This is a genomic window from Mesoplasma tabanidae, from assembly GCF_002804025.1.
In the GTDB taxonomy this organism is placed as follows: Bacteria; Bacillota_I; Bacilli_A; order Mycoplasmatales; family Mycoplasmataceae; genus Mesoplasma; species Mesoplasma tabanidae.
Window position 1 is genome coordinate 607802 of the sequence record NZ_CP024969.1, and the last position, 13296, is coordinate 621097.

Here is a 13296-nt window from a genome sequence, read left to right on the forward strand (position 1 = left end):
TCTAAACCTCCTTAACGTATTCTTCAAATGTTGCATTTGCTGCCAATTGATCAGCTAAATCATTGTAATAATCATTACTATGTCCCTTAACTCAAATAAACTCAATTTCAACTTTTGTTCTAATTTGATCAACAAACTTAATATATTCATTACCCTCATCAGATTTAGCTTTTCATTCATGATTTGCTCATTTAGCAATGCCTTCATAATCATGATATAAATATAGTTTTGAAATGTTATTAGCATAAGCAAATAACATTACTCTTTTAGCACCTTGTAATTCTCCACTTACATTTCACATTGATTTTAATTCATCATCATGATATCTTTTGGAAAAATGAAATTCTTTATTTTTCCACATTACAACAGCTCCATATGAATAAGTGTTGTTATTTTTAATGAAACTACCATCACTATAAGCAACAGCAGCATTTTCATCTATTTTAACTTTTACTTTATTAGGTTTAGGTTTTGAAGTTCCACCAGTTATAAAAGCTTCAGCATCAGCTTTACTTGAAAAAGATTTATAAACTGCGTTATTGAATCCTTCTACTTGAGCTTTACATTCATCTCAAGTGTTATAAACACCAATATTTCTTCCTTTTTTAACAGCGTAATATTTCATCTCTAAACCTCCTTTTTATTCTTATTAATATGCTCTAGCAAAATAAACTTTTAAAGTTGTATCTTTATTACAGTTGAAGCATTTTTCAGTTTTATTATCTTGTTCAAATGGAATACAACGTGAGTTTGTTGATGTTTGTTTTTTAACATCATCTTCACATTCTATTTCACCACAAAATGGAACTAAAACAAATCCTTGGTTTTGACTTAATATATTTTTGTATTCTTCAATTGAATTTGCTTTTGAAGTTCTGTCTTCACGGTTTTTCAATGCTTTAGCATATAAGTTAGCATCATATTCTTTAATCATTTGATCCACAACAATTTCAACTTCATTTACATTTACTTGATTTTTTTCTCTCGTATCTCTTCTTGAAATAGTTACTTGATTGTTTTCTAAATCTCTTGGTCCTACTTCAATTCTTAAAGGAATACCTTTAATTTCAGCTTCACTAATTTTAAACCCAAATGATTTATCAGTTTTATCAATATCAACACGATATTTATTTTTTAATAAGTTTTTAATGTCTTCTGTTACTTTAATTACTTCATCAGTTTCTTTAATTTGAATTAATCTAACTTGAATTGGTGAAACCATTGAAGGAAGGACCAAACCATTATCATCTGAGTGAGTCATAATAATAGCTCCAATTAATCTTGTTGAAACTCCTCAGCTTGTTGAGTAAGCATGTTCAAGTTTTCCTTCTTTATTTTGGAATTTGATTTCATAAGGTTTTGAGAAGTTATCAGCAAAGTAATGAGATGTTCCACATTGTAATGCTTGCCCATCATGCATTAATGATTCAATTGTATAAGTTGAATCAGCACCCGCAAATTTTTCTTTCTCAGTTTTTTTACCAGGAATAACTGGTAGCAATAATGCATTTTGTGCAAATTTAGTATAAGTATCTAATATTTTTAAAGTTAAATCAGAAGCTTCTTTTCTTTCTGAATGAACTGTATGTCCTTCTTGTCATAAAAATTCACTTGTTCTTAAAAATGGTCTAGTTGTTTTTTCTCATCGCATTACATTTGTTCATTGATTATAAATTAATGGTAAATCACGATATGATTTCACCTCATTTTTGAAAAAATTAGCCATTAATACTTCACTAGTAGGTCTGATAAATAATGGTTCTGCTAATGGAGTGTCTCCAACTCTTGTAACAGTTGCTATTTCAGGAGAAAATCCTTCAATATGATCTTTTTCCTTTTGAAATAATGATTGAGGGATTAACAATGGGAAATAAACATTTTCTACTCCAAGTTCTTTAAACTTAGCATCTAAGTATTTTTGCATTAACTCTCAAATAGCATAACCATAAGGTCTAAATATAATTGTTCCTTTAACTGGTCCATAACTAGCTAATTTAGCATTTAATACTATATCTGTATATCATTGTGAGAAATCAACATCTCTTGGTGTTATTTTGTCTAGTTGCTTCATTTATATTACTCTCCTACTTTTACTAAGCCATCATGACTTAAATATAATTTTATTTCTAATCCTAATTCTTTAATAATTTTATTGGCATAATTATAATATTGTTGATCTCTAATTAAAATTCACTTAATTGTGTCAAAATGAATTGATTCTATAATATTAATCATTCCAAAAGATCTGTCAAAGATTCAATCTTTTGTTGTAGTCTTTGCTAATTTCTCAGGGTCTATTCCAATAACACAAAACTTATTTGTATCGATTCCAGCATCAGCTGATCATTTTCAAAAATGCGCTCTTGATGAAATATCAAAGTCTAAATTGTTTGAGTCTTGTTTTTGGTGATAACCTCATACATGATATGATTCATCATGATTTAAAACTATTTCTTGGGTTGGTTGAATACCATTTTTTAAAATATAACCAATATTTCTAACATCAGTATAGAATAAAAAACTTTTGATTCCTCTTTTTTTAATTAAATCTAAAACTATTTCTTTTTCAGATCCTGCATTAACGAATAATGATTTAAAAAAGTTATCTAATTCGTTTTCATTTAATATATCATCCTTGTCAGCTCTTCAAAATAAAATTTTTTCTTTAAATCAGTCTTTAAGTCTTTTTTTATCCGATTTCACTATACCACCCCAGACTATATAATATTATATAATTTTTTAACTATTTTTGATATAAAAAAAGCCACCTATTAAGGTAGCTTTGATATTTTTACTGGCGGGTTAAAAGAGACTCGAACTCTTGCGCCGGAAACCGACCTAACACCTTAGCAGGGTGTCCTCTTCACCAACTTGAGTATTAACCCATTAATACACTTAATTATTATAACAATTAAGTGCAATATATTCAAAAAATTATTTGTGATATTTTTCATTATTCATTATTTTAAAAGCACGATATATTTGCTCAGCTAAAATAATTCTAAATAATTGATGTGGCAATGTTATATTTCCAAAAGAAACTTTTTTGTAATTTTGAGTTAAAAACTTATCACTATAACCATCACTTGGTCCAATAATAAAAGCAATTTTTGCTTGCTTTAAATTTTTATTATTATCAATGATTGATGTGAATTCTTCTGTTGAATAATTTTTAGAACTAACATCCATACAAATTATTTCATGATCTGAAAAAGTTTTTAACTTTTCTAATAATAAATCAGAATTAATGCTTTTATTTACTACATCTTCTTTTTGGTATTCTTCTTTAAGTTCAATAACTTGTAAATTAGCATATTTTGAAATTCTATTTACGTATTCATTAAATGAATCAATAAAAAATTTTTTATCTAATTTACCAAAGCAAATTATTTTTATATTCATTAGATGATTTGATTAAAAACCAAATCCTCCTTTTCCCATTCCAGGCATTCCTGGCATTCGCCCGCTTTTCATCATCTTAGCCATTTCAAGAACTTGTTTTTTACCTTTATCAAATGAATTGATTAATTCGTTTAATTCTTTTTCTGTACGACCAGAACCACTAATTATTCTATTTTTTCTAGTAAGTGATTTCAACAATTTAGGTTCTCTTCTTTCTTTTAGTGTCATTGAATCCATTAAGATTGAAAATACAACTAATTTTCTTTGTGCATCAGAAATTTGATTTTCTGAAATTTTAGCACCCGGCATCATTTTCATAATTCCACCAATGTTACCCATTTTTGAAACTTGAACTAATTGGTTTCTTAAATCCTCTAAATCAAATTGCCCCATGAACATACGTTTCATAGTTTTTTGCATTGAACGCTCATCAATATTATCAACAACTTTTTCAAAAAGAGTTTCAATATCTCCCATTCCAAGAATTCTGTCAGCCATTCTTTTTGGATAGAATGGAGCAAGTGCAGAAACACCTTCACCTTCCCCGATAAACTTAATTGGCAGTTTAGTCATGTATCTAATTGATAATGTAGCTCCTCCACGAGCATCTCCATCTAACTTAGTTACAATAACTCCAGTTAGTTTTAATTGATTATTAAATTCATTTGTTACATTAATGATTTCTTGTCCAATCATTCCATCAACTACTAATAAAGTTTCACTTGGTGATGTTGATTTTCTTAAATCATTTAATTCATTCATTAAATCTTTATCAATTTGTAAGCGTCCAGCAGTATCTAATATAACAACATCATGTCCATTTTTTTCGGCAAAATCTAGAGCTTGTTTTGCAGTTTTTAATGGTGATTGTTTCCCTTGTTCAAAAACGGGAATATTGTTTTTATTTCCTAATTCAACTAATTGATCAATTGCACCAGGTCTATAAATATCAAGCCCTACTAATAAAGGTTTTTTAGCCTCTTTTTTTGCTAAGTAGTGTGCTAATTTAGATGAAGAAGTAGTTTTTCCTGATCCTTGTAAACCAACCATCATAATAACTGAAGGTTTTTTAGAAAGATTTAAAGGAGCTTTTTCAGTTCCTAAAATATCAATTAATTCTTCATGAACAATTTTCAACATTTGTTGGTGTGATGTAACACCTTCTTGAATATATTCACCTACTGTTTTTTCTTTTATCTTACTTATTAATTCTTTTACTACTTCAACATTAACGTCAGCTTCTAATAACGCTAATCGTATTTCACGTAGTGTTTCTTGAATGTTTTCTTCATTCAATGTAGATTTTTTAATATTTTTCTCCATTGATTTTTTCATTCTTTTAGTTAAAAAATCTCCAAATGCCATATGCATACCTCCAGTTTTAATCTTTATTTATTATACCAAACTTAACATTCAAAATAAAAATGCCATAAGGCATTTTTTGAATTATTGTTTAATTAGTATAGTAATGATTTAGGTGTTCTTGGGAAAGGAATAACATCTCTAATATTTGAAGCACCTGTAATGTACATAATTAATCTTTCAAATCCTAATCCAAATCCAGCAGATTTATAGAATCCATATTTTCTTAATCCAATGTATCAGTCTAGTTCTTCAGGGTTAATTCCATAGAACTCACATCTTTGAAGAATCTTGTCTAAGTTGGCTTCACGTTCACTTCCGCCACATAATTCACCAATTCCAGGAACTAGTAAATCTACAGCAGCAACTGTTTTACCATCATCATTTTGTTTCATATAAAATGATTTAATATCTTTTGGATAGTTAATGACAAATGTTGGACATTTATTAATTTCTTCACAAATAAATCTTTCGTGTTCTGTACCTAAATCCAATCCAAAGTAAATGTTATTTTCTTCAAACTTATGACCTTTATCAATAGCATTTTGTAAAGTTTTTAAAACATCTTCATAAGTATTAACTTTAAATTGAGCATTAACAATTCCTGTGATTTTATCAATTAATCCTGGCTCTAATTGTTCTTGTAAGAATTCTAACTCAGTCATGTTTTTTTCTAAAACATAACCAACAACACTTTTTAACATATCTTGCATTAATTGAATGTTTTCATTGATATCTGCAAAAGCAACTTCTGGTTCAATCATTCAAAATTCTGATGCATGTTTTGTTGTATGTGAATTTTCAGCTCTAAAAGTTGGCCCAAAAGTGTAAATGTTTTTAAATGCTTGTGCAAATGATTCACCATTTAATTGTCCTGAAACTGTTAAACTAGCTTTTTTACCAAAAAAATCATTAGCATAATCTTTATCTTCGTTAACTGTAACTACAAATTGCTCTCCAGCACCTTCAGCATCATTTGAAGTAATGACTGGTGTTGTTACATAAACATAATTATTTTCTTGAAAGAACTTGTGAATTGCAAAAGCTGCAGTTGAGCGAATTCTAAAAATTGCTTGAAATGTTTTTGTTCTAGCTCTTAAATGTGAAATCTCTCTTAAAAATTCAGGAGAATGTTCTTTTTTTTGTAAAGGGTATTCTTCAACAGCTTGGTCTAGTAAAACAATTGAAGTTGCATTAATTTCAAAAGGTTGAGGTCTTGATGGAGTTGGCACTAAAATACCTTCTATTTCAACAATTGAACTCACTCTTGCTTTACTTCCATCTTCAAAACCAATAGTTTCAGGTTTATAAACAACTTGTAAGTCATTTAAAACAGTTCCATCGTTTAAAACCATGAAGCTAACTACTTTTCCTTGACGATTTGATCTAACTCTACCAATAATTGTTACTTTTTGTTCTTTTAAAGTATCATGGTTGTCATATAAAAATTTAATATCCATATTATTCTCCTTTTAAAACATATTTTTCTATAAATTTACCAACTCCACCATTTAGGTTTGTGTCAGTTTCATATTTTGCTATCTTTTTAATATCAGGTACTGAATTACCCATTGCTACTGAGTTTGGAACAACTTCAAACATACTAATGTCATTCATATTATCTCCAAATATTAAAATATCTTCTAATTGAATATTTAACAGTTCTGCTAATTTTAATACACCATTTCCTTTACTTGCTTTTACATTAATAAACTCATAAATTGGTGTTGATTCTACATTACTTCTCATCTTATTTAATTCATTAGACTTGTTTGTACTTTCAAATCACTCAAGCATTGCAGCTTCTTCTTTTTCTTCAACAAATATCATGAATTGAATAACGTCTTGATAATTTTCAAAAGTTTTTACATCAATTGGTTCAACATCATATTTATCGACTCATTTTCTATCTTTCAATGACTTAACATTTATATCAAGTTTATTTCAGTAAGCATGAGCAGGTACTTTTGTATATGCTAATGTAGGAATATTTAATTCAAACATTTTATTCATAAATTCTTTGACTAATTCTATATTAATAGTTTCACAATAAGTTAGTTCAAATGATGATACTTTTGAAATGACTGAACCATTTGAAAAAATTGAAACATCAGAATGTTTATCTACATCAAACATTTTAGCTCTTACTGATCCACTTGATCATCCTTGTCCAGTAACTACTGCTACATGAACTCCTTGTTCTGAAACTTTTTTTAGCATTTGTAAATCAAACTGATTTGATATTTTTCCATGCTCTAAAATAGTCCCATCTAAATCTGTTGCAATTAATTTAATATTAGTTAATTTCATTTATTTTATTTTTCCTTTTTTCTTGTTTTTAGTTGAATTTACATAGAAGGTATTTACTTCATATTTTTCTAAAAAATTATTATCAATAATTTCAGAATTAATACCTAAATTTTTTAAAGCTTTTTCAGTTATTTCATCATCTTTCATTATTTTATTTTCAAACATTAATCAGCGATAAACTGTTTGATAATAATGATGTTTTAAAGATAAGCAATGAGAAGAATAATCATAAATTAAAATTTCATCATCTCTAGAATAAATTGATCTTTTATCAAACAATCTCATTGAATCATCAAATGGTGTTACACTATCATTTCTACAATGTAAGAAAAACATTGGGAATATCAGCTTTAAATCAGTTTCATAATATTTAAAAATATCTAAATCATTTCAATCTAAATCAGTATCTTGAATTTGGTTCTTAATAATTTTTTTGATAGATTTATTAACTTTTTTATAGCTAACAAAATTTTTTAACCAAACATTTCTTGTGTGTACTAAAAGCGTTTTAATACTTCCATAATAAGAATCACAAATTGCTCATTTAATATTATATTTTGAAAATTCTTCATTGTATTTTACAATGCCATATTGCATTGTAAAACCACCCATACTCATTCCTACTAAACCAATTGATTCAGGTTTGTGATTTTCATATAATCATTTCATGGCTGCTCTAAAGTCTTTAACTTCACTAGCTCCCATAGTAACAAAATCAGTACTTTGAGAGTCACCATGGTTTCTAAAATCAAAAACCATAATATTGTAGCCTAATTCAATAAACGGTCTAGCTTCAAATAAACCTCAATATTTATGTCCTGCAAATCAATGTAATGATACAACTCATTTTTTAGAATTTGGATTAGTAATATATTTTAATCCTGAAATAATTACACCATCTTCTGTTTCAAAATTAAAAGGAATTAAATTATCTGTTGCTTTTAACTGTAATTGCGGTGTTTTATAAAATTTACGCATAATTTTATTCATGCGTCTTAATTCTGGATAATAGTATTTATTTTTATTTGTTTGACCCATTGTTGTCTCTAAAAGTTTATAAAAAAGTTTAAATCGTAAATTAACTCTTTTAAATATTCTAGTTCCCAATTTTGATCTGGTCTTTTTATGATTCTTTATATTTACTTTGGACATATATTAATCTCCTTATTTTTTTTCGCTATTTAAATAGTGGTAAATTAATAAATCATTAAAGTAATGGAAAGGTAATGATTTTGAAATTAAAACATTATCATCATTTATTTCAACACCATCAACAATTAATGTATGAATTAAACTTGCATTTAATTCAACTTCTTTTGATGGCACTTTACCTGAAATAAAAATTGATTTACCTTTTTGTTTTTTAATTGCTTCAATAACTTTTGCTAAATGAGTAGATGTTCCATATTTTGTTAAAAATATATACAAGTCATTTGTTTGAGTATTCTTGATTCTATTGTTAATTGAATCTCAATCAGAATCTAACAATGTTACATTTATTCCTTGATTGTAAAAAAAGTTTGAAAGATCCATTGCTGGTCCTCTTAATACTGCTTCTCAATAACAAACAACTATTCTTGGAGATGAATCAATAAGCTTGATTGTTTTAACCAAATTGGCTTTTTTAATTAAAGTATAATTTTGCTTAATTAAATTAATATATCCGTTTGCTACGTTTTCATCATTTTTTGCAATATTTAATTCTGCATGTTCAACATCATTTGCCAAACAAATCATAAAGTCTCTATATCCATCGATGTTCATTTTTTTCAATAAATTATAAATTGCACTAAAACCTGTTTTTGCACGTCTTGCTAATTCATCAATTTTGATATTTTCTTCTACTATTTGTTTTGAGTTATTTTTAATATAATCAACAATTATTAACTCACGTGTAGTTAAATTGTTTTCTTCGATTGTTGATAATTTTGCTAAAAAAGATCTCATGTTTCCTCCGATTTGTAATTTGTGCTTTTGCATAAATATTTATTATATTTTATCATTTTTTGGAAATTAATTACTACTTTTTATTTTTTCATATGCTAATTTGGCTATCATAGCTGCATTATCAGTACAGTATTCCATTTTAGGCACAAAGGTATTTGAAATATTATATTTTTTTCCTAGACTTAATATTATATTTCTTATTTCACTATTCGCACTAACACCACCAGCAACTGTAAGTGTTTTTGGTTGAAATTCAGTGATTGCTTTTTCAAGTTTTTTTTCAATTATTTTTGTTGCTGTATATTGAAAACTTGCTGCAATATCTACAATAGGAATGCTTTCATCTTTTTGAGATAAATTATGAATAATGTTGATAACCGCAGTTTTTAAGCCTGAGTATGAAAAATCATAACTTTCATCGTTTTTTGGGATAGGAAATGTGAAAGCATTTTTGTTTCCTTCCTGAGCCAATTTATCAATTTTTGGACCACCTGGATAACCTAATCCCATTACTCTTGCAACTTTGTCATAACATTCACCAATTGCATCATCTAAAGTTGAACCAATGACTTTAAATTCATTTGGTGAATTAATGATTTCAATTTGAGTGTGCCCACCACTAACAACCATTGCTAATACAGGATAAATGAACTCATTTTCAATTGATGCTCCATAAATGTGTCCTTCAATATGATGTAAAGGCATCAATGGTTTATCAATGTAATTTGCAATTGTTTCAGCAACTAATTTTCCAATAATTAATGAACCTATTAAACCTGGTTTTTCAGTATATGCTACATGATCTATTTCTTCAATTTTAGTATTTGAAGATTCTAGTGCAGCTTTGATTACTCAAGATATATTTTCTAAATGTAATCTTGCAGCTAGTTCAGGAACAACACCCCCAAAATTAACGTGTTGATCTATTTGTGAAGAAATAATATTTGTTAATATTTTTCCATCATCAATTATTGAAATTGAAAACTCATCACAACTTGATTCAATAGCTAATATTTTCATATTTTCTCCTTTTTTATAATGAACTTATAAATTCTTCATACATTTTTGATATGTTATATCCAAATTTTTGTGCATCTTGCGTATGTAAATAATCTATTTTAAAAATATTATTATTTTTAAAAATTATAGTTAAATCAGCTGTATCACCAAGAACTTTTAGTTTTACATCATCAATTTGTTCTAATCCATATTGTTTTATTTGACTTGCTGTTTGGATGAACTTGCTTATTGTAAATAGTCTTTTGTTAGTTAGCAAAACCATATGCGCAAAAGCATTAATTTCACCAACAATAATATCTATTACATATTCATCAGATAAAAAATACTTTTCAACTTCATGAAACTCTTTTTTATCTAACAATTCATACTTATCAAAATTGTAAATTTCTAATTTACTTAAATAATTTTTATTGTTCATAAATAGATTATAGCAAATAAAAAAACCACATTATAAAGTGGTCTATACATTATCAATTATTATTTGATTTGCATCTTCAACAATTTGCATTGCTTCATCTAAATTATTAATTAGAGCTCCAGCAGCCATTTTATGACCACCTCCGCCTCACTTAATAGCTAGTTCATTAACTGGAATACCATTTGAGCGGAATTCAACTCTTCATTTACCATCTTCTCTAATTGAAAAAGTCATTCAGATATCAATTTCTTCTAAGTCCTTTAATAAGTTTGAAAACTTACCATTTTCATCATAACTTAAATTATATTTTTTCATCAAATTTTCGTCTAAAATAATATATCCAACTTTGTGCTCAGTTACTTTAGCTGATGCAATTAATTCTGATTGTAAAGCTAAAGCTGAAAATGAGCGTTTATACATTGTTTTATACATTTCAAAAACATTAAAACCTGTTTCAATTAATTTTGCGCATACTTCAAAAGTTCTTGGTGTAATTCCACCAAATAAGAATCTTCCACTATCTGTACAGATTCCATGATAGATGACTCTAGCAGCAACTGGAGTAATTTCTCAGTTACTATTAATTGCTAAATCTCCAACCATTTCACTAGCACTTGTATAATTAACATCAACTCATGATAAATCTCCATATGGAGTTGCATCTGGATGGTGATCAATTTTTAAAAAGAAAGCACCTTTATCATAGTTTTGATTATCAATTCTTTCAACATTACCACAATCAGTCACAATTACTAATGCATCTTTAAAGATTGCTTCGTCTGTAAAAGTATCAGGTGCTCCTACATGTTTTAAGTATGCTATTTCTTCACCATAAGCATAAACTTCTTTATGCGGATAATTTGTTTTGATTAATTCTTTTAATCCTAATTGTGAGCCATAAGCATCTCCATCTGGAACAATGTGTCTTAAAATGATTATTTTGTCATATTTTTCAATAACTTCTTTTATTTGTTTATAAATTGTCATAAATCTCCTTATATTATTAATATTTTACCAACTATTTGATACAACATTTTATTTTACAATAAAAAAAGTAATCCCTTATGGAATTACTAATTTTTATTAAATCTAAGCGACTAATTATTTAGCTGCTTTTGTAGTAGATTTTGTAGATTTTTTTGCTTTTGCATTTTTTAATGCATCTGCTTCAACTACTTTACGTAATTCTCTAGCCATGTTTGGTGAAATTAAGTTGTTGATTAAGAAACTTGAAATTGATAAGTAAATTCAGAATCCAACTAAAGTAACTCCATTAATTGCTGCGAAAATGCTTTGTAAGCTATGTCCATCTGGTCCATATAAAGCCATAAAGTTTGAAACAGTAGCAATAGTTCATGCGATCATTGGTAAAATGATTCCATCAACTAATAATTTTTTAGATAATGTTTTATGTTGTTTGTAGCTATCTACTAATGTAGCAATTACATAGAAAATTAAACTTGTTGATAATACTAAGTAAGCTACTGCTGAGAATCAAACTCAAATTTGAGCTGATGATCCTGGAGCAACGATGTTAACTTTAGATACACCAACAATTCCTGCTGAAATTGTGATGAAAGTTAATACGTATAATGAGTAGAAAATAATAGCTGGTTTAACTAAAATATTTTTGATGTTTTTGTATTGTTCATTTCTGAAGATCATTAATGAATGAGCAATAATAGTTAAAATTACTCAAGAAACGAAGAATGTAGCTGCTACAGTTAATGCTCTAACATCACCTGTTAAGTTAGAAACTAATCCATTGATTAATCCCCCAACAAATGCTGAAATAATAACTGCTGGTATAAACATCGCAACTAAGAAGAAATTAAATTTAAAGATTTCTAAACTATAAATTTTTCACCCTAAATTGTTATCTGCTTTATCTTGTAATGCTTTATGGTAAGCAATTGAGTATTTTGAACCTGTTGCACAGTATTCATATCCACGTTTTAAGTCAAAGAATAATTCATCTCCACGACCATTAATTGAACGTCTTCTTTCTTTTTCATACATTTCTTTGATAGATTCTGTAACAACTCCTGCTGCTTCAGCAAAAACTGTTACATCTCCTTCTTTGATAAGTACTGAACAAATTTCATCCATCATAATGTTTAAGAATTCTGGTTTGAATGCCAATCCTGAATATGCTGCATAATCAGCTTTAACTGCTTCAAAGTTTCCTTCTGCTAATTTAGCTTGTAATGCTTCTGTAAATGAAATTGTTTTTTGGTAGTTGTATAAAACATTTGATTGACGGTTTTTCATGTATGATTTCATTCCAATAACTGTTCCAAATAATAATTGTTTTGTTAATGGTACGAACATTGCAAATACTCCCCCAACTAAAATCATTTTGAATGGATCCAATAATGTTTTTAGTAATGAGTTGGCTGCCATAAATCCTGATAATACATATTTTTCATTTGTCAATGCTGTTAACTTTTGAATAAATTCAACATTACCTAGTGCTGATGGAGAAATCACATCTAACATTTTTGAAGGTGGTGTTACAGCATTTCCTTGTGCTGAAATGAAATCTGCAAATCCATTAACTTTCATTCATCCAACTAAAGAAATTGAATCTGTAAAACCTAATTTATTATTTGCAATGTAATCAAGAATTTCGGTTACTTTTGTATTTCAAACTGATGAACCTAATTGAGCTGCATCAATGTTATAAATAGCAACTGAATCAATTCAAGCTGAGTAACCAAAGTAAATAACTGCAACAACTAGTAATAAAATAACTAATCTAACTGTTTTTCTCATTTTCTATATTCCTTTCTTTTAACTAAAATATTATAACAAAAAAAATCAGTGTCAATACTGAT

13 protein-coding genes and 1 tRNA gene are annotated in these 13296 nt (G+C 27.6%); all 14 read right to left on the reverse strand.

The genetic code is table 4. The features are described from left to right. Position 1: 1 nt before the first annotated feature. The 14 genes from MTABA_RS02690 to MTABA_RS02755 all read right to left on the reverse strand — a co-directional run bounded on the left by MTABA_RS02690 (position 2) and on the right by MTABA_RS02755 (position 13234). Positions 2-625 carry a ribonuclease H1 domain-containing protein gene (locus tag MTABA_RS02690; protein ID WP_100679641.1) on the reverse strand — a complete coding sequence of 208 codons (624 nt, stop codon included), beginning with the start codon at positions 623-625 and terminating at the stop codon, positions 2-4. 24 nt (positions 626-649) lie between these two features. Continuing rightward, positions 650-2071 carry a proline--tRNA ligase gene (proS, locus tag MTABA_RS02695; protein WP_100679642.1) on the reverse strand — a complete coding sequence of 474 codons (1422 nt, stop codon included), beginning with the start codon at positions 2069-2071 and terminating at the stop codon, positions 650-652. A gap of 5 nt (positions 2072-2076) precedes the next feature. Further along, the gene (locus tag MTABA_RS02700; protein ID WP_100679643.1) at positions 2077-2703 is read right to left on the reverse strand and encodes a hypothetical protein; all 627 of its coding nucleotides are present in this window, start codon (positions 2701-2703) and stop codon (positions 2077-2079) included. Between the two features lie 92 nt (positions 2704-2795). Next, a tRNA-Ser gene (locus MTABA_RS02705) sits at positions 2796-2885 on the reverse strand. A 49-nt stretch (positions 2886-2934) separates the two neighbouring features. Continuing rightward, positions 2935-3402: a 23S rRNA (pseudouridine(1915)-N(3))-methyltransferase RlmH gene (locus MTABA_RS02710; protein WP_100679644.1), complete on the reverse strand. Its 468-nt coding sequence runs from the start codon at positions 3400-3402 to the stop codon at positions 2935-2937. A 12-nt stretch (positions 3403-3414) separates the two neighbouring features. Beyond that, on the reverse strand, positions 3415-4767 hold the full coding sequence (gene ffh, locus MTABA_RS02715; protein ID WP_100679645.1) for a signal recognition particle protein: 1353 nt from the start codon (positions 4765-4767) through the stop codon (positions 3415-3417). Positions 4768-4859: 92 nt separating this feature from the next. Continuing rightward, positions 4860-6224, reverse strand: a complete 1365-nt coding sequence (gene asnS, locus MTABA_RS02720) for an asparagine--tRNA ligase (protein WP_100679646.1) — start codon at positions 6222-6224, stop codon at positions 4860-4862. A gap of 1 nt (position 6225) precedes the next feature. After that, positions 6226-7074 (reverse strand): HAD family hydrolase, encoded by an 849-nt coding sequence (locus tag MTABA_RS02725; RefSeq protein ID WP_100679647.1) that lies wholly within the window; start codon positions 7072-7074, stop codon positions 6226-6228. After that, entirely contained in the window at positions 7075-8226 is a 1152-nt protein-coding gene (locus MTABA_RS02730; RefSeq protein WP_100679648.1) for an alpha/beta hydrolase family protein, read from the reverse strand. It lies immediately after the preceding gene. A 12-nt stretch (positions 8227-8238) separates the two neighbouring features. Further along, positions 8239-9021: a MurR/RpiR family transcriptional regulator gene (locus tag MTABA_RS02735; protein WP_100679649.1), complete on the reverse strand. Its 783-nt coding sequence runs from the start codon at positions 9019-9021 to the stop codon at positions 8239-8241. 66 nt (positions 9022-9087) lie between these two features. Then, positions 9088-10041 (reverse strand): tRNA (adenosine(37)-N6)-threonylcarbamoyltransferase complex transferase subunit TsaD, encoded by a 954-nt coding sequence (tsaD, locus tag MTABA_RS02740; protein ID WP_100679650.1) that lies wholly within the window; start codon positions 10039-10041, stop codon positions 9088-9090. A gap of 13 nt (positions 10042-10054) precedes the next feature. Next, complete coding sequence (locus MTABA_RS02745) at positions 10055-10459, reverse strand: PH domain-containing protein (RefSeq protein WP_100679651.1); 405 nt, start codon at positions 10457-10459, stop codon at positions 10055-10057. Between the two features lie 42 nt (positions 10460-10501). Next, entirely contained in the window at positions 10502-11446 is a 945-nt protein-coding gene (locus tag MTABA_RS02750) for a DHH family phosphoesterase (protein ID WP_100679652.1), read from the reverse strand. Positions 11447-11560: 114 nt separating this feature from the next. Further along, the gene (locus tag MTABA_RS02755; protein WP_100679653.1) at positions 11561-13234 is read right to left on the reverse strand and encodes a hypothetical protein; all 1674 of its coding nucleotides are present in this window, start codon (positions 13232-13234) and stop codon (positions 11561-11563) included. Positions 13235-13296: the final 62 nt, after the last annotated feature.